At 39.8% G+C, this 19,095-nt stretch carries 16 protein-coding genes; 9 read left to right on the top strand and 7 right to left on the bottom strand.

The features are described from left to right. Positions 1–280: 280 nt before the first annotated feature. From B4B65_RS05720 to B4B65_RS05690, 7 genes are all read left to right on the top strand, one after another. Positions 281–1,024 carry a DeoR/GlpR family DNA-binding transcription regulator gene (locus B4B65_RS05720; protein WP_201680914.1) on the top strand — a complete coding sequence of 248 codons (744 nt, stop codon included), beginning with the start codon at positions 281–283 and terminating at the stop codon, positions 1,022–1,024. A gap of 21 nt (positions 1,025–1,045) precedes the next feature. Continuing rightward, positions 1,046–2,542, top strand: a complete 1,497-nt coding sequence (locus B4B65_RS05715; protein WP_293914206.1) for a lipopolysaccharide biosynthesis protein — start codon at positions 1,046–1,048, stop codon at positions 2,540–2,542. Then, positions 2,539–3,429 carry a glycosyltransferase family 2 protein gene (locus B4B65_RS05710; RefSeq protein WP_293914204.1) on the top strand — a complete coding sequence of 297 codons (891 nt, stop codon included), beginning with the start codon at positions 2,539–2,541 and terminating at the stop codon, positions 3,427–3,429. Before B4B65_RS05715 ends, B4B65_RS05710 begins: the two co-directional genes overlap by 4 nt. A 31-nt stretch (positions 3,430–3,460) precedes the next feature. After that, a complete protein-coding gene (locus tag B4B65_RS05705; RefSeq protein ID WP_293914202.1) occupies positions 3,461–4,378 on the top strand; it encodes a sugar transferase in 918 nt (305 codons plus the stop codon). A 4-nt stretch (positions 4,379–4,382) separates the two neighbouring features. Next, complete coding sequence (locus tag B4B65_RS05700; RefSeq protein WP_293914200.1) at positions 4,383–5,135, top strand: glycosyltransferase family 2 protein; 753 nt, start codon at positions 4,383–4,385, stop codon at positions 5,133–5,135. Then, positions 5,135–5,350, top strand: a complete 216-nt coding sequence (locus tag B4B65_RS05695; RefSeq protein WP_003000169.1) for a DUF3820 family protein — start codon at positions 5,135–5,137, stop codon at positions 5,348–5,350. Before B4B65_RS05700 ends, B4B65_RS05695 begins: the two co-directional genes overlap by 1 nt. 86 nt (positions 5,351–5,436) lie before the next feature. Continuing rightward, positions 5,437–6,426 carry a rhodanese-related sulfurtransferase gene (locus tag B4B65_RS05690; protein WP_201680919.1) on the top strand — a complete coding sequence of 330 codons (990 nt, stop codon included), beginning with the start codon at positions 5,437–5,439 and terminating at the stop codon, positions 6,424–6,426. 75 nt (positions 6,427–6,501) lie between these two features. Here B4B65_RS05690 and pgi read toward each other — a convergent pair whose 3' ends face one another. Next, a complete protein-coding gene (gene pgi, locus B4B65_RS05685; protein ID WP_293914197.1) occupies positions 6,502–8,148 on the bottom strand; it encodes a glucose-6-phosphate isomerase in 1,647 nt (548 codons plus the stop codon). 174 nt (positions 8,149–8,322) lie between these two features. Here pgi and prfB point away from each other — a divergent pair. Then, positions 8,323–9,406, top strand: a protein-coding gene (gene prfB / locus B4B65_RS05680; protein WP_293914195.1) for a peptide chain release factor 2 whose coding sequence is annotated in 2 segments (ribosomal slippage) — positions 8,323–8,382 and positions 8,384–9,406 — 1,083 coding nt in all. Because the reading frame shifts where the segments join, the coding sequence is not laid out codon by codon here. Between the two features lie 57 nt (positions 9,407–9,463). On the opposite strand, the gene dcd is transcribed toward prfB, so the two are convergent. Continuing rightward, positions 9,464–10,000 carry a dCTP deaminase gene (gene dcd, locus B4B65_RS05675; protein ID WP_293914193.1) on the bottom strand — a complete coding sequence of 179 codons (537 nt, stop codon included), beginning with the start codon at positions 9,998–10,000 and terminating at the stop codon, positions 9,464–9,466. Positions 10,001–10,210: 210 nt separating this feature from the next. Here dcd and B4B65_RS05670 point away from each other — a divergent pair, with 210 nt between their 5' ends. Further along, on the top strand, positions 10,211–10,849 hold the full coding sequence (locus B4B65_RS05670) for a 4'-phosphopantetheinyl transferase family protein (RefSeq protein WP_293914191.1): 639 nt from the start codon (positions 10,211–10,213) through the stop codon (positions 10,847–10,849). An 18-nt stretch (positions 10,850–10,867) separates the two neighbouring features. Here the strand turns inward: B4B65_RS05670 and B4B65_RS05665 are convergent, their stop codons facing one another. From B4B65_RS05665 to nuoL, 5 genes are all read right to left on the bottom strand, one after another. Next, complete coding sequence (locus B4B65_RS05665) at positions 10,868–11,641, bottom strand: enoyl-CoA hydratase/isomerase family protein (RefSeq protein ID WP_293914189.1); 774 nt, start codon at positions 11,639–11,641, stop codon at positions 10,868–10,870. Between the two features lie 4 nt (positions 11,642–11,645). Next, positions 11,646–14,177, bottom strand: coding sequence for a DUF5686 and carboxypeptidase-like regulatory domain-containing protein (locus tag B4B65_RS05660; RefSeq protein WP_293914187.1), 2,532 nt, complete (start codon positions 14,175–14,177; stop codon positions 11,646–11,648). A 112-nt stretch (positions 14,178–14,289) separates the two neighbouring features. Next, on the bottom strand, positions 14,290–15,675 hold the full coding sequence (locus B4B65_RS05655; protein WP_293914185.1) for an NADH-quinone oxidoreductase subunit N: 1,386 nt from the start codon (positions 15,673–15,675) through the stop codon (positions 14,290–14,292). Between the two features lie 34 nt (positions 15,676–15,709). Then, positions 15,710–17,155: a complex I subunit 4 family protein gene (locus tag B4B65_RS05650; RefSeq protein ID WP_293914183.1), complete on the bottom strand. Its 1,446-nt coding sequence runs from the start codon at positions 17,153–17,155 to the stop codon at positions 15,710–15,712. A 17-nt stretch (positions 17,156–17,172) separates the two neighbouring features. Next, positions 17,173–19,092 (bottom strand): NADH-quinone oxidoreductase subunit L, encoded by a 1,920-nt coding sequence (gene nuoL, locus B4B65_RS05645; RefSeq protein ID WP_293914181.1) that lies wholly within the window; start codon positions 19,090–19,092, stop codon positions 17,173–17,175. Between the last annotated feature and the right edge of the window lie 3 nt (positions 19,093–19,095).

The following is a 19,095-nucleotide window of genomic DNA, read 5'->3' as shown; positions in this document are numbered from 1 at the left end:
TGACAACCGTCAAAAAAGAACAAAACGAAGAAACTTCACCAGCGGAATCCGCAGCTATAGACAATAAGGAAACGACAGAAACATCTTCTGCGGCAACCGCTGAAGACACGAAAGATGTCCCTCAGACTACGGCTAAGCCACTNNAGACCCAAATTCAAAGCTGGAGTAACAAAAATTCAGAAAAACGAAGATAACCAAACCTCTGAAGACTAAATTTTTAGCGAAAAAATTTAGAATGCGAAGAAAAGCCTTAACTTTATAACAATAATCAGCTATAAATATGTTAAAAGAAGAAAGACAAGCCTACATTATACACCAAATCAATCTTCACAATAAAGTTTTATCTTCAGACCTCAGTGTGCAGCTTAACGTTTCGGAAGATACTATCCGACGGGATCTTAATGAGCTCGCTGAAAACGGACAGGTATTAAAAGTTTATGGTGGGGCACTCTCCAAGTCATTTCAATTCCCGTTTCAGGATGGAAATGTATATGCTAAAGAGTCTAAAAAAGAAATTGCCAGAAAATCCATATCCCTTATCCAAAATGGGATGACGGTACTCGTCGGCGGTGGTACGACAGTTATAGAACTGGCACGGATCATTCCTGAAGATATACAATGTACCTTTTTCACGATCAGTCCTCTTGTTGCATTAGAACTTGCCGAAAAGGAAAACATAGAAGTAATCTCTATCGGAGGTAAGCTTTCTAGAAATACGAATATCGTAACCGGAGCGCAGGTCATTAATGAACTTTCCGAGATCAAAGTAGATCTTTGCATATTAGGCACCAATAGTCTTTCTATTGATGACGGAATTACAGATTCAGACTGGGAGGTTGTACAAATCAAACGTGCGATGATCAAATGCTCACATAAAGTAGCTATATTGAGTATCGCAGAGAAGCTGAATTCTAACCAGAAAATGAAAGTTGCACCATTGAGAGATGTTTCATTCTTAGTAACAGATTTGACACCTGAACATCCATCTTTAAAGGAGTTCGCTAAAACGATAAAAGTAATTTAAAATAGCGTATCAAAGAGTTAGATGGAATCGCTGCGGGAGGAAAATAACAATACCAGAGAAGAACCTTCTTTAAAACAAAAAACGGCAAAGGGCCTTCTTTGGGGAGGAATGAGCAATCTTATCCAACAACTGTTAGGTGCATTTTTTGGTGTTTATATAAGCCGTATCCTTACTCCGGAGGATTATGGAGCTGTTGCTGTACTCCTCATTTTTCCGGTATTGGCATCCACATTACAGGAAAGTGGCTTTGTAAGCGCTATTACCAATCAAAAGCAGGTAGAACATAAAGATTACAATGCCGTTTTTTGGTTTAGCGGACTTATTGGATTATCTCTATACATTATCCTTTTCTTTTGTGCTCCGCTTATCGCATCCTTTTATGATATGCCGGAATTAACTCCGCTTGCACGGTATCTATTCCTCAGCTTTTTAATATCCAGTATGGGCACCGCACACAATGCCTACCTTTTCAGAAATCTGAAAGTGAAACAGCGTGCAATAGGAACGACTATTGCACTCCTTATTTCCGGAATCGCAGGCGTTATTATGGCTTACAATGGTAAGGCTTATTGGGGGATTGCCACGCAAACCGTACTTTATGTACTGGTAAATACTACTTTTCTATGGATATTCTCCTCTTTCAGGCCAACTTTTCATTTCGATTTCAGCCCCGTAAAGAAGATGTTTGCATTTAGTAGCAAGGTGTTGATTACCAATCTTTTTCTCCAATTCAACACCAACATTATCACGACCATATTAGGAAAATTCTATACCAAGAGTGACGCCGGAGCTTTTAATCAGGCCAATAAATGGAACATCATGGGACAATCGGTATTACTGGGCATGTCACGTAGTGTTGCTCAACCCATTTTGACAAGTGTGCACGAAGAAGAAGAAAGGCAATTAAGAGTTTTCCGGAAAATTCTGAGCTTTACAGCCTTTATGACCTTTCCACTGATATTTGGTCTGTCCTCCGTCGCAAAAGAATTTATTGAAATCTTTCTTACAAACAAATGGCAGAACAGTGCTTACTTTCTGGAATTGCTGTGTATAGGCGGTGCTTTTGTCCCTTTGGCAGACATTTATGCTAATCTGGCGCTAAGCAAAGGAAAATCAAACATTTACATGTGGAATGTTATTGCATTAAGTCTGACACAGCTTGCACTGTTCTTACTGGTATATCCATACGGTATTTCGAGTATGATTCTCGTGTATGTCATTACAAATATCTTTTGGCTATTTGTATGGCACTATTTTGTATCTAACCAGATCGGACTACAATGGAAACACTTATTTGCAGATGTATTTTTGTTCGCCGCGATTGCATCGGTAGCAGTAGCCGGAACATACCTTATCACAATGGATCTCACCCTCCATCTGTACATTCATTTTATTCTGAAAATTATCATCACAGCAATATTGTATACAACGCTTGTCTGGTTTATTCGTCCGCAATTGGTTAAAGAATGTATTACATTTCTTAAACTTGATAAATTTTTCAAAAGTAAAACAGCATGAAAATTTTAGCAATCATCGTTACTTATAATTTTGAAAAATGGATAGATAAATGCCTGCCAAGTTTGATACATTCGGATGAGCCGGTCGATATTCTGGTGATAGACAATCTTTCACAGGATCAAACCTTAAAGCGTATCCGTCAGGAATATCCAAGTGTGCGTCTCATCGCCAATGATCAGAATCTGGGATTTGGCAAAGCCAACAATATAGGACTCACTATTGCTATCGACGAACATTATGATTATGCCTTTTTGATTAATCAGGATGCCTGGATCACTGCACCTTCCATCGGGAATATGATAAAACATATAGAGCAGGATTTTCCTGAAGGCATTATTTCTCCTATCCACCTGACAGGTGAGGGGAATAAACTGGATCATGGATTTGAAACCTATATCGGGAATAGAGATCTGCAACAGGTAAAGCAAGATGAAGCGACTAAAATTGTAGAATTTATAAATGCAGCTTTTTGGTTTATTCCGGTTTCTATTCTCAGGAAAGTAGGTGGTTTCTCACCTCTATTCTATCACTATGGAGAAGATAAGGACTATGCGAACAGGCTTAAATTCCACCATTATAAATTTGGATATACCTCTTCTGCCATTGGTTTTCATGACAGAGCTTTTCGCAAGCCTTCATTTGCTGCCATAGAACGCGCAGAATACGTATATTTTCTTTCTGAATATGCTAACATCAATTATACGTTTGGCAAAGCCTTCGGGAAAAGCATTGTGGCCGCAAAGCTTAAAAGTATTAAAGCTTTTTTCAAAGGAGATCTGAAACTATGCTGGGCTTATTATAAAATGATTTTTAAGCTTTTGGCAAAAACGACAGAAGTAACTACGGTTCGCAACCAGACAAAGAATCCGGGAAGAAATTTTATTTAATCTTATCTTTGTTGAACCTTTGGCAATCTGTATGGAAAAAAAACTGGCTCCTGTTGTTCTTTTTGTTTACAATCGTCCTCTCCATACGGAGCAGACGTTAGCTGCTTTGGAAAAAAATCTACTGGCCCCGGAATCTGATCTTTTTATCTACGCAGATGGAGCGAAGGACAAGAACGCAGAGAGTAAAGTAGCTGAAGTCCATAAAATCATACACAAAGCCTGGTCTTTTCGTTCTGTCACTATTATACAACGGGATAGAAACTGGGGACTGGCACCAAATGTTATTGACGGAGTAACTACTATTATTAATAGATACGGTAAAGTCATCGTTCTTGAAGATGATCTTAAAACCGCCCCAAATGCACTTCAATATTTTAATGATTCCCTGAATCAGTATGAGTCCCAGCCTCAGGTGATGTCTGTCAGCGGATATAACTATCCCTTGAAAGATGCAGATACACTCCCCGAGACTTTCTTTTTCCGGGTGACGAACAGTTGGGGATGGGCAACCTGGGACAGAGCGTGGAAATACTTTAATCCGGACATAGAGAGTTTGGTTCAGCAACTGGATCAGCAACAGATTTATCAATTCAGCATAGAAGGAAAAGAAAACTTCTGGAGACAGGTTCAGCAGTTCAGAAAAGGCACAATAAATTCCTGGGCGATCCGCTGGTATCTGTCTGTTTTTCTGCAAAAGGGCTTAACTTTGTATCCGCGTCATTCCTACATTCAGAATATAGGCACAGATGGATCCGGAACGCATTCTGATGCAGAACAGACATATAGAGTAAGACTCAACGAAGAGAAAACAACCTTTTTTCCGGAAAAAATAGAAGAAAATGCAATTGCTTATGAGCGGATCAAAAATTTCTATGCACACCGCAAAGGATCTTTATTCCAACGCGGTATTCGCTTTGCAAAAAAATGGATCAACAAATTAAACAACTAATCACGTGGCGCACCCCAAAATATCAATCATAACCATTGTCTACAACAATGTCCGGGACATCAGATATACGTTAGACTCTGTAGCCACTCAAAGCTATGATAACATTGAATATATTGTTATTGACGGCTTGTCAACAGACGGTACTCTGGATATTATTGATCAATACAAATCTTATATACATGTGTTGATATCCGAAAAAGATAAAGGGATATATGATGCCATGAACAAAGGGCTGGCTCTTGCAACCGGAGATTATGTTCTTTTCTTAAATTCAGGAGATGAACTGTTCTCCCCATCAACATTGAGTGACATTTTTGAAAATTGCGACATGGCCGATATCTACTACGGTGAAACAAAACTTGTAGATGAGGATCGTCATATCTTAGGAGATCGCAGACATCGTATCCCAGCGCATTTTGACTGGAAAAGCTTCAGATACGGCATGAATGTATGTCACCAGGCCATCTATATTAAAAGAGAGCTGACTGAGCCCTATGATACGTCATACCAGCTTAGTGCTGATATCGACTGGGTAATCCGTGCAGCAAAAAAAGCTAAGACTACAGTCAATACGCATCATTATGTCGCTAAATATCTTGTGGGTGGCATGTCCCAAAAACGGCATAAACAAAGTTTGAAAGAACGTTATGCCATTTTCAAAAAACATTACGGCACTATACCCAATATATTTCATCACGCAGTTATCGCTGCCCGTCTTCTACTATACCGTATCAAAAACGGAAAAACCCAAGACTAATGTTCAATCCCGAAATTTTAACCGAACTGGCCAATACACCAATGCCCTATGGTAAATATAAAGGTGTGCTCCTGTGCCGGCTTCCTGAATCCTATATTGTCTGGTACCGACAGAAAGGGTTCCCCAAAGGAAAACTAGGCAATCAGCTTGCCACCCTTTACGAGATCAAACTCAACGGCCTTGAATACCTGCTGGCTCCCCTGATAAAAAAGTGATGAGAATCAAAATGAAGGATATTTTATTTTCCTTATCTTTGTTCCATTAATTTATTTAGCATTAAACGCCGTTTGCAGCGGTATCAATGAATAGTATGACATATCAAACATTGCTGTATTATTGCTACAGCCCTATCGAGAATGCAGAACAGTTTGCTGCAGATCACTTAGAATTTTGTAATTCCCTTGGCCTTGTTGGTCGTATTATTGTCGCTGACGAAGGTCTGAACGGTACAATCTCCGGAACAGAGGAAGCTTGTAAGGCCTATATGGAAGCGATCTATGCAGATGGACGGTTTAACAAAACGGAGTTTAAAATTGATGTGGTCGATGAGCCTTCTTTCATCAAAATGCACTGCCGGTATAAAGAAGAAATCGTACACTCGGGATTACGTGATCCAAAAGAAATAGATCCGAATCGTCAGACAGGAGTTCATCTGGAACCTAAGGATTTCATGGAAATGAAAGACCAGGAAGACGTCATTATACTAGATGTTCGCTCCAATTACGAGCACAGTGTAGGACGTTTCAAAAATGCCATTACACTGGATATCGAAAACTTCCGTGAATTCCCCGAAAAGATCAAGGAATTAGAGAAATATAAAGACAAAAAAATCCTCACCTATTGTACAGGTGGTATTAAATGTGAAAAAGCATCTGCTCTTCTTCTGAAGGAAGGATTTGAAGATGTATATCAGCTTCACGGAGGAATTATCAAATACGGAAAAGAAGCCGGGGGAAAGGATTTTGAAGGAAAGTGCTATGTTTTTGACAACCGTCTTACAGTAGATGTCAATGAAGTAAATCCAACAATTGTCTCTACCTGTAAAAACTGTGGCAAGACGACTCCAAAAATGATCAACTGTGCAAATCCAGAATGTAATGAACATTTCACACAATGTGATGAATGTGGTTGGGAAATGGACGGATGCTGTTCACCACAATGTAAGGAACACCCTAGAAAACGTCCTTATGACGGAACAGGCTATTATGTGAAAGTCCCTCAACCTGTCAATTTAGAAAAAATCAGTAAACGGAAACACAAAAACTTTCCGCCAAAGACAACTGAAGTATAGGATAATTAGTATATATTAAAAAAGGGTCATTTCGTAATAAAATGACCCTTTTTTAATATCCCAAAATGATGAGATTTATCTCCAGGCTTTATACTGATTGATCAACCCGTTTGTAGAAGAATCGTGAGAACTGATTTCTTCATTACCCTTCAGTTCAGGTAAAATCTGATTTGCTAATTGCTTACCCAATTCTACTCCCCACTGATCGAATGAAAAGATATTCCAAATAATTCCCTGTACAAATATCTTATGTTCATAAAGAGCAATAAGAGTTCCCAGAGAGCGGGGTGTAATCTCTTTCAGCAGAATCGAGTTGCTTGGACGATTACCTTCAAATACTTTAAAATTCTTTAAGCGCAGAATATCTTCCTGAGATCTTCCTGCCTTCTCAAACTCAGCGACTACGATTTCCTCAGACTTACCATTCATCAATGCTTCCGTTTGTGCGAAGAAATTGGATAAGAGCAGTTGATGATGGTTTCCGATCTTATTATGACTAACGGCAGGGGCAATAAAATCACAAGGAATCAATTTGGTTCCCTGATGTATCAACTGATAGAACGCGTGTTGACCATTTGTTCCGGGTTCACCCCATATAATAGGTCCGGTCTGATAATCTATACGATTGCCGTTTCTATCTACATATTTACCGTTACTTTCCATATCTCCCTGTTGGAAATATGCGGCAAAGCGGTGCAGATATTGATCATATGGAAGAATAGCATGACTTTCAGCATCAAAAAAGTTATTATACCAGATGCCTAACACGGCCAGCAATACCGGAATATTTTCTTCAAAAGGAGCTGTTTGAAAATGTTCATCGGCGATATAAGCACCTTTGAGTAATTCCTTAAAATTATTAAAACCAAGCGCCAGAGAAATGGAAAGTCCGATTGCGGACCATAAAGAGTAACGTCCACCTACCCAATCCCAGAATTCAAACATATTTCGTGTATCAATTCCAAACGCAGATACAGCCTCCGCATTGGTGCTCAAAGCGGCAAAGTGTTTGGCAATATCCGATTCTTTGGCACCGCTATGGAGAAACCATTCACGTGCAGAGCCGGCATTTGCCATCGTCTCCTGTGTCGTAAATGTTTTGGAAGCAATCAGAAATAAGGTCGTCTCGGGGTTAAGCCCTTTAAGTGTTTCAACAATATGTGTCCCGTCAACATTAGATACAAAATGTACATTAAGGTGTGTTTTATACGCCTTCAGAGCCTCCGTAACCATGACCGGCCCCAGATCTGATCCCCCAATGCCGATATTCACGACATCTGTAATTACTTTGCCCGTAAAGCCTTTCCAGGATCCGGAAAGAATTTCATTCGTAAAAGATTCCATATGATCCAATACGGCATTTATCTGAGGCATTACATCTTTACCGTCAACCAGTACAGGTTTGCCGCTCTGATTTCGCAATGCTGTATGTAACACCTCACGTCCTTCCGTTTCATTGATCTTTTCTCCGGAAAACATAGCGTTGATAGCCACATCCAATTGACATTCTTTAGCCAGTTGAATCAATAAAGCTATTGTTTCTTCATTAATTCTGTTCTTAGAATAATCCAACAAAATATCTTCCAACTGAACAGAAAATTTCTCAAATCGTTGAGAATCTTTCTGAAATAGCTCTTTAAGACTCTCCTGGTTAATCGTGATATAATGATCTGTCAGATATTTATATGCGTTTGTCTGTGTAAAATCTATTCTTGGTAACATAACTTTTGTATTTATTCAAAGATAATAAATTCCCTCTCCCAATGGGGTGAATTGCAAACATATTTCCCCTCCTCGAAGACTCCTGAAAAACCGAAGGAGATAAAGTTTAGGGAAGTTAAAAAGTTAGAAGGCCTGAAAGATGAGAAAGTACTTTTAAATCTTTACTTTTGATACATGACCAAAGAACATATTCAAGACTTGAGGGATCGCGTAACATCCCTGAGGAGGCATCTTTGACATTGATGTCAAGAAAGAAGAAATCAATCAGGAACAAGAGCTAACACTTGCACCCACTTTTTGGGACGACTCCAAAGCTGCCGAAAAAGTACTTCACGCTATCAAAACAAAAAAAGTATGGACTGAACATTTTGATCAGGTCGCATCAGCGGTAGAAGACACGGTGGTGATGTACGAATTTTTCCAAAGCGGTGATGCGACAGAACAGGAACTGGAAAGTCAATATCAAACTGCTTTACAGGACATCGAAGAGCTTGAATTTAAAAACATGCTCAGTGCTGAAGAGGATCAGCTCGATGCGATCTTACAGATCACTGCGGGTGCCGGTGGAACAGAAAGTTGTGACTGGGCTGCAATGCTTATGCGGATGTACATTATGTGGGGAGAAAAGCATGGTTGTAAAGTCACCGAACAGGACTCTCAGGAAGGAGATGTTGCAGGGATTAAGACTGTTACACTACAGTTTTCAGGAAACTTCTCCTATGGTTATCTGAAAGGTGAAAATGGAGTACATCGTCTTGTACGGATCTCTCCGTTTGACTCTAATGCCAAACGACATACCTCATTTGCATCCGTGTATGTATATCCGTTGATCGATGATAATATCGAAATCGATGTTAAGGACTCTGAAATCGAATGGGATACATTCCGGTCAGGTGGAGCAGGAGGACAGAACGTCAATAAAGTAGAAACTGCAGTACGTCTGCACCACAAACCGACGGGTATTATTATCAAAAATCAGGAGACCCGATCACAACTCCAAAATAAAGAGAATGCACTACGCCTTCTAAAATCACAGCTATATGAGATAGAGATGCGTAAGCGTCAGGAAGCTACTGCTGCTATCGAAGGCTCCAAGAAAAAGATCGAATGGGGTTCGCAGATCCGAAATTATGTACTGCATCCTTATAAACTGGTCAAAGACCTCAGAACAAGTGTAGAAACATCAAACACTCAAGCCGTATTGGATGGAGATATTGACCTGTTCCTGAAAGCTTATCTGATGGAATTCGGCGGATAAGTATAAAACAAAAGAACAGGGAAAATTCCCTGTTCTTTTGTTTCTATAGTCTGCTCTCTAAAAAGAGTTTTTCCACATCATACTCTCTACAGGGCGCACCGTTTTACTATTGTATTTGGCATTTCCCTTCGTATTATACAAGGTCTCGATGTCCCCTTCAACAGCAAAATAAATCAACTGTCCGATAGGCATCCCAGGATATATCCTAACGGGTTGTGCTACAGAAATCTCAAGCGTCCATGTATTGCAAAAACCTACATCGCCCTTTCCTGCTGTCGCATGGATATCAATTCCCAGTCGTCCTGTACTGGATTTTCCCTCTAAAAAAGGGACATGCTTATGTGTTTCCGTATATTCCAGAGTCACACCCAAATACAAGGTATTAGGCTCTAACACATACCCTTCAGCCGGAATCTCAAAATGTGTGATCTGGTTATGTTGTTTTGCATCCAGCACGCGATCTTTATATGTTGCCAGATATTTGCCCAGATGCACATCGTAAGAATTAGTTCCTAAACAACTGCGGTCAAATGGTTCGATGACGATTGTTCCGGCATCAATTTCTTCCAGTATTCTTTTGTCCGATAAAATCATGTTTTGTAAAAATAGACTGACCGGGATAACCCCCACATTGTCAGCCTCCAAAAATACAGTTTTGCCTCAGAATTATGACCATATATTCCGAATTTTATTTAAACCACTTACTTTCCTTTGTGGATTGCCACAAACATTGTGACACATCTGTTTGATTTTAGTCCGGGTCTGCGTAACTTGCAGTATAATCAACGATCATACTGTACTGAGATGGCTTTAGCATACCTCCGAGAATTAGATGAACATACTAAACTTGCTATCTGGAAGATAGAAGAATCTGCTGAAGAACTGTTAGCAAAACTTCAACTGGATACGCGTGAGAAAGCGCTTCTGGATTCTTTTGGAAAAGGCAAACGAAGCCTTCACTGGATGACAACCCGTGTTCTATTACGTTATCTCCTGCAAACTGATCAGTATATTGATTGTCCTTCAGATGAAAACGGTAAGCCTTATCTGACAAATTTCCCCTACAAAATATCGCTTACACATTCCTATGATTACGCAGCTGTGTTGATAAGTTCTAAAGGAGAAGTAGGAATTGATCTGGAAATTGTAAAAGATAAAGTCATCAGAATCAAACATAAGTTTCTGAAACCAGAAGAACTTGCTTTTATACAAGGCGAACAAAGCACAGAACAGCTTTATGCCTGCTGGTGTGCAAAGGAAGCTATATATAAATTACAGGGCAATAAAGGGGTCTCCTTCCTGAATAATATGACCATACTGCCTTTTGAATATCAGGCACAGGGAATTCTTAAACTACAATTAGAAGTCAACCAGATCCGCACGACATATAACGTGTATTACGAAAAATTCGGCGAATATATGCTTGGATATGCTATTGAATAAGTTAAAGTCCTCCCAAAACTAAAAATTTGGTTTGCGTTTCTCTACAAAAGCAGCTACTCCTTCAATAAAATCAGGCTGCCCAAAGCATTTTCCAAATTCAGATATTTCTATTTTATAACCGTCCTCCTCTTTTGAAATACTGGCATTAATCGCTCTGATAGCAGCTTTAACAGATGTTTTAGACCTTGAAAAAATATTTGTCAATATTTCTTCTGCTTTAGAAAGAAGATTCTCCGTCTCCGTAACGTGATTGACCACACCCCATGATAAAGCCTCTTCCGAAGTAATCATATTGCCGGACAGTATCATTTCCATAGCTTTACCTCGCCCTACAAGATCTGTCAAACGCTGTGTCCCTCCATATCCGGGTATTAACCCTAAGGAAGCCTCCGGGAGACCCAATTTGGCTGATACAGCTGCTACACGCATATGACAGGCCAATGCCAGTTCCAGACCTCCACCTAATGCAAAGCCGTTAATGGCAGCTATGACTGGTTTGTCAAAATTATAAATCCGGTCCATCACCTTATGCCCTGAAGCAGCTAATAGCCGGCCTTCTTCTTCATTTAACGACTGAAACTCTTTAATGTCTGCTCCTGCAATAAATGCCTTTGATCCTGCTCCCGTGACAATCACACCCCAGATATCCTGATCTTGAGCAATGTCATCCAATACCGTACTCAACTCCTCAAATGTTTTTGTATTAAGTGCATTCAGCTGCTGCTCACGATTGAAAGTAATGTAGCAAACATGGTTTTGTTTTTTTACTAAAAGATTTTCAAGTGCATTCATCTCATTAAAAATTAAAGTGTACTGTTAAACGAACTTTTTCTCTCCGGACATTATCATATTGTCGATAAGAAAGTCTTTTGACATATTCAACGGTAAAAAACCGAAAAACATTTTCTACTCCCACTGTTGCTTCCATATAGGGCGTCTGATCAATCGTACGTGTTACGATTCTTCCGTCGTCATCTTTATCAAAATAAACAACGTCATTGCTGATATAGGGATTATTATGCGGAGAAAGGTCCCCGTAAAACATCCGGAGACGCCACAACTCCCTCCATTTTAATTTTTTGATCAGTGGGATCTTATTCAGCAAAAATCCCTGCAGCCGATGATCTATAGCAAACTTCACATACCTGTCTGCCGCAAATTCCATGCTATTCATCATAAAATAGTCCACCGTGTGTCGGTCCTGTTCAATCTGAACATTCGGTATTTCTAATAACGGATAAGGCAATGTTCCCCATATTTTACCTACGCCAGCTGTAAGGTCAGCAGTCCCCAGCTGATTCAGAAAAAGGCGTTTGGATACGGCAAACCGCAATGCACTGTAGTTGTACTCTCCTCCGAGAAAACCTTTCACCCCTTGATTATACTGAAGGGTAAAAACGGGATATTTATCAATAATGGGAGTTCGGGTAAGATTTCTATAATAAAAGTTTTCATTTGGTGCCCACCTCAGTTGCATTTCCACATCGTTCGTCACTATACGTGGTAGCGTCTCACCGGCATGAATACCTGTTTTGTTAAACACAAGTGTACCTGCAGTTTCCCTTCTGAAATAAGTAAATCCGGTACTTACGCTGATATGGTTTCCAAACTCCCAAACATGATTTAATTTATAGGCATCATTGAATAAAAATTTCTCCGGCTTAGTGCCACTAAAGGAAGCAAAGAAACTGTCTCCTTTCTTAAAACCAATACCACGTCCCGGCTCCATGACATCATGTTGTACTGTCCCCTCAATATAGTGAGCAGGGAAGGTCGTCACCGATTTATTATTAAGTGAGAATGCGGATCTCAGATAATATTTCATTTGCCTGTCTTTGACTCCATAGGCCAGATAACCCTCCAGGTATACTTTTTCAGAAAGCTGTCCGGTAGTCCGTCCGCCAAACCGGATACGATTTCCTTCGACTTCATTAAAACTATAGGTATACTCAAGCGGTCCGAATTCTACAGGCCCTGCATTATGAAAGCCCTGCGCCAGTAAATAGCCTATAGCCATCAGACGCTTGAAGCTTTTCATATTATTGAGCGAATCGGTATTGGAGTAGACCGTTTGCTCGATCTTATTCAGCGGAATGGGGCGCTGCCGCTCCAAAATAGCCGTATCCTGACTTGCTGAAGCTAGCATTTCAGTAGGAGCTCCTTCAAATACCTTAGCCGGAATCTGGCTTTTAAAATCCCATTTCGAATTGAAGGCAACCCTGCGACCAAATAAAGCATCGTCTTTCCGGCCTCCGAAAAGAATCAACAGATCTGACTTACGAAGAAACATAAACCCGTCGGCATTAGGATCGTAATGCAGACTGATCAAAATATCGTTTATCCAGTTTAAATTAGCTTCTTTACCAACAGCAAGTTCAGCCTGCCGTACAGCATACCGGCCATCTGTGGTGACCTGCAATGTACCACTGAACAGGAGATCCTGCTTATTCTTAGGCTCAAATGCCAGCTCTACAAATGTCCCGTCGACCGTCTGTATGGTATCCTGAATATAAAACCGGTAAAACAATTTCGCTTCGTCTGCAATCGGACTTAGAAAAAGTTTGTTGATAATAAAAATACTGGGATCATAGATATCAACCGGACGAAACTGATAATTGAGATATTGTTGAATATTGGCATTATTGATATACCGGGGATCAAATTCTGTCTTCTTGTGAGACTTTATAAGCTTCTTATATTTTGAAGGATCCGTCTGTGAGTAGACATCCGAAAGATTTTCTTCCATATACATCGGCAAAAGCGCCTTACCCTTTATCGATGCAGTATCAAGGTTCTTAAAAATAAATTTCAGTTTCCCCATACGTTTCTCCATTGCCTTTCGAGGATCAACAAGTCCGAACTGAACTTTTTCATACTCTTCAAACTGCACCTGATTTAACGACCGAAGGCGGTTATCTTTTTTATGTTTTATGACAAGATCAATCAACTCCAAAGCCGGATCATCCTTTTTTGATTTTGATCTTTTGGAAATAGTGACCATTTCCAACATATTATCGGCATAATCCAATTCGACATTAAGTTGTTGCAAGGAATCTTTAGTGATAGGCAGATTAACGGCGGTATAACCCATTGCCCTGAATTGGATAGAAGTCTGATTTTGGTTGGCAAGAATTGCAAAATTACCCGATGTATCAGTAGAAGTCCCCAGGTTTCCAGGGGCTAATACGATAGTCGCACGGGGAATTCCATGTCCTGTGTTCTTGTCCACAACCCTTCCTTTGATCGTCAGTTGACCAAGAGCAGGACAAGTTATCAGTAGTAGGAATCCAACAAGTAAAATATAATCGAGTTTCTTATTGTATATCATTCTTAAATCCTGCACCCGTATAAATATACAATTTGTAAACTGAGAATAAAACTTATAACAAAAAAATGCATGGTAGTGTACCATGCATTTCAATTTTTTCGATTTATTACAATCAGATAAGATTTATCAAACAATCAGGATAAATACCTATCAGTACTGTTAACAAGACTGCAATAAGGAAAACAAAAGAATAATTAACAGGAATATTAACTTTTGAAGTTCCCGGCTCACTATCTCTGAAATACATCGCTACGACCACACGCAGATAATAAAATACACCAATCACAGCATTGACTGCTGCCAGAATCAACAGCACAATATGGTAATTGTTCATCGCTATGGTAAACATCATAAATTTACCTATAAAACCTGCTGTCAGAGGAATACCTGCCAGAGAAAGCATCGCCACTGTCACTACAAGTGCAAGCCAGGGATTACGTTTTGCAAGTCCGTTAAAGGCAGAAAAATTATCCGAACCCACCTCACGTTTTACAAGAATCAAAGCGCCGAAAGCAATAACTGTAGCTAAGGAATACGCTGTTGCATAAGCCAGAATTGCACTCGCCGATTGATTACCAATCGAAATAACAGCAAATAACATATAACCAGCATGTGCTATACTGGAATACGCAAGCATACGCTTAAACGAGTGCTGCATTAATGCTGAAATATTACCGATGAACAATGTTATAATAGCAATGGTCAGTAATATTGGTGTCCAGTATTCATTTAGTGGTACAAAAGCGGAACTAAAAAGACGCAGCATCCCGGCAAAAGAGGCGGCTTTGACAACCGTACTCATGTAGCTGGTAATCAGAATTGGAGCACCGTCATAGACATCAGGTGTCCAGAAATGAAAAGGAGCAGCCCCAACTTTAAAACATAATCCCACAATCAGAAATAAAACTCCGGCATAGAATAACGGAGAAATATCATGCGGATGAGCAATGACATAGCCTTTAATTACTTCCAGATCAAAAGAACCTGAAGCGCCATAAATAAGGGCAATCCCAAACAGCAGAAATCCGGTGGAGAATGCACCCATAAGGAAATATTTCAAGGACGCTTCATTAGATGCAAAATCCTGCTTTCGGATACCTACAAGAATATATAAAGCTACCGACATAATTTCTATGCCTATAAAAAGCATCGCAAAGTTATGATAGGAATTAACTAATATAGCTCCAGTCAGAGAAAACAAAATTAAAGCATAATATTCTGCAACATGTTCACTAATAGACCAAAAATATTCCTTGGATAGTAACAGAACCAATGCTGTAATAAGAATAGAAAGTACAGAGAAACCTATTGCGAAGTGATCAAATATAATCATCCCGCTGTAAAGAGGTTCAGCAACTTTGTTCCAATCCAATATTAGAAAAACCAATGCACCGGCCAATCCCAGCAGTGTAACAGGCAATAAGGCATTTTTAGCCTTATACAGTCCCATGTATAATACTAATATTCCTAATAAAGACAGCGTAATAATCGCACCCATAAATAAATCGTTCTAATATTTTGTCGCTATAATTCTAAAATTTCACCTGCTGAAGCAATTGTTGTACAGAAGCTTCTGACAAGCCCAATAAACCATTTGGAGTCACACCGATATAGATAATGGCTACCACAACGATACTCAGTAATACTATTTCATGTCCGCTGATATCCGTAACATGACTATTTTGTTCCTTTAATGGTCCCAACATAGATTTTTGGTAAAGACGCAGCATATATACTGCTCCTAATATCAGTGTAAGTCCGGCAAAGACAGCATACCAGAAGCCATATTGATAAACGCCCATCAACAACAAAAACTCTCCTACAAAACCATTTGTCAACGGCAACCCTACAGCCCCCATCACAATAATCAGAAAGAATATGGCCAGGTTAGGCATACGCTTGGCTAATCCGCCAAGGTCAGGCAAAGATCTCGTTCCGGTCTTACTTGCTATAATATCCAACACATAGAATAACCCGATAACAGATATACCGTGATTGATCATCTGTATCATCGCTCCCTGCAATCCCTGCAGGTTCCACGCAAACACTCCGGCACTGATCAGTCCCACGTGCGCAATAGAAGAATACGCAATCAGGCGTTTTATATCTTTTTGCTGGATAGCAATAATAGAAGCATACACAATTCCGATAACCGCTAATATCATAGCAATATGACCATATTCAGCCACTCCTTCCGGTGCAATTGGGATCAACCAGCGGATCAGACCATAGATACCCATTTTTAACATGATACCAGCCAGTAACATCGTACCTACAGTTGGTGCGTTGGTATAGGTATTAGGTTGCCATGTATGAAATGGAAACAAAGGAATCTTGATAGCAAAAGCAAGGAAAAATGCCCAGAAAATCCAACGTTGCACAGATCCTGTCAGATCAAGTGCAGCAAAGGAACTCCATTCAAAATCCTTATTCACAGTCTGTTGCTGCAAATATATAATCGCAACCAACATAAAAATACTTCCAAGGAAAGTATAAACGAAAAACTTCAAATTGACACGTATCCGGTCACCCTCGCCCCAAAGCGCACAGATAAAGTAAATCGGAATCAATGCAATCTCCCATCCTACATAAAATGTAAAAGCATCTAAAGCCGTAAATACCAATACCAGACCGGCCTGCATAAAAGCGGCCAAAGCATACAGATTACCTTTGTACGTTTTAGAGAACGTTGATAATACGATCAAAGGCATAAGTGCATTTGTCAGTAAGACCAGAGGTAAACTGATCCCATCCAATCCGATATGAAAATGTATTCCTAAACTCTCAATCCAGCTATAGTTTTGTTCAAACTGTACACTGGCATCAGGAACAAACTGACACAGAAAAGGAATTGTGAAAGCTAATTGCAGTAAAGACAAAGTCAATGCAATGATCTTAGCAGGTTGCGAATTCTTCACAAATGCCAGAACACCAGCACTAATCAGTGGTAATAAAAGCAGTATAAAAAGGTTAGTCATCTATACAATTATTTTCATTAAACGCTTAAAATTCCATACACAAACAATACAACCACAGCGACAACCATCATGAAGATATAGAATCCAACGTGGCCATTCTGCAGTTGACGGATTCCTTTTCCTGAGGAGACAAACAGGTTACCGATACCATTGACGATACCATCTATACCCGAACGGTCTATTACTTTATATAAGAATCTTGAAAATGCATTAAGGGGCTTTACAATAACACTATCGTAAAGTTCATCTACGTACAGCTTATTATAAGATAGTTTATGCAGGCCGCTATCTTCCAAAGCGTCAGATTTTGGCACATATCCTCGTTTTACATATCGTCCGTATGCCACTACCGCCATAATTACCGCCGCCAAAGCAGATACAGCCATTAAAATATATTCGGTCTGATGGTCAATATGGAAAGTTCCTTTGATAGATTGACTGTCCGCAAATACCGGAGCCAGAAAATTAGCAAGTTTATGCCCTCCACCCAAGGCTTCAGGAATATTCATCAATCCGCCCACTGCTGCCAGAATTGCCAATACAATTAAAGGTAGCGTCATGGATATCGGTGACTCATGAAGATGATGCTTTTGTTCTTCTGTTCCTCTGAATGTACCAAAGAAGGTAAGATACAACAGTCTGAACATATAAAAAGCCGTACATAGAGCCGCAATAAATCCTATTGTCCACAATAGTTTATTCTCCGCAAAGGCAAAGGCTAATATCTCATCCTTCGAGAAAAATCCTGATAATGGAGGGATACCTGCTATTGCAATCGTACCGATAAGCATAGTAAAATAAGTTACAGGTAACTTCTTCCGAAGACCTCCCATTTTGCGCATATCCTGCTCATCACTCATAGCATGAATAACAGATCCTGCTCCGAGAAACAACAGTGCTTTGAAAAATGCATGGGTCAAAACATGGAAGAAAGCACCTGTAAAAGCACCTACTCCCAGACCTAAGAACATATAACCCAGCTGGGAAACTGTCGAATAAGCCAGTACTTTCTTGATATCATTCTGAGTCAGCGCAATAAACGCAGCCAATAAAGCAGTTGCCACACCAATGATAGCTATAATCTGCATGGTCACTGGTGAAAGTGTAAACATAATGTTAGACCTTGCTATCATATAAATACCTGCAGTAACCATCGTCGCGGCATGGATAAGCGCAGATACAGGAGTTGGTCCTGCCATGGCATCCGGTAACCAGGTAAACAAAGGGATTTGCGCAGACTTACCTGTGGCAGCTATAAATAATAAGATCGTGATGACAAGCAATGAAGTATCACCCATCGCCAGTTCTTTTGCTTTTGGAAATACTGAAGCGAACTCTAATGATCCGAAGGCATAAAAGATAAAGAAAACAGCTAACAGAAAGCCAAGATCTCCTATACGGTTCATCACGAAAGCCTTTTTTGCAGCTGAAGCATAGGAATCATTCGTATACCAGAATCCGATAAGTAAATAGGAACATAGACCTACACCTTCCCAGCCAATAAACATGACTAAATAGTTGGAGCCTAAAACCAATAGCAACATAAAGAATATAAACAGATTGAGATAAGCGAAAAACTTACCAAAGCCCTTATCCTTATGCATATATCCGATAGAATATACATGTATCAGAAAACCTATTCCCGTAACGATCAACAACATAATAGAACTCAGCGGATCCACCAGAAAGGAAAGGGAAATACTTAAGTTGCCAACTTTAATCCAATTGAAGATTTCTTGTGTAAATACGGCTGCGTCTCCTGCAACTCTGGCCTCATATACGGTCGAGAATATTCCGCAACTGATCAGGAAAGATGCCAGCACCACTCCGCTTCCAATAACTCCGATAAGGGACTTGGGAAGGATATGCTGACCGATTCCATTGATTAAAAAACCAATTAACGGTAATAGAGGGATCAACCAAATTAATTCAATCATACT

Origin of the sequence: Sphingobacterium sp. UBA5789 (assembly GCF_002418355.1) — a bacterium.
In the GTDB taxonomy this organism is placed as follows: Bacteria; Bacteroidota; Bacteroidia; order Sphingobacteriales; family Sphingobacteriaceae; genus Sphingobacterium.
Note: the sequence above shows the minus strand (reverse complement) of the source record. Positions and strands in the feature narration are given on the sequence as shown.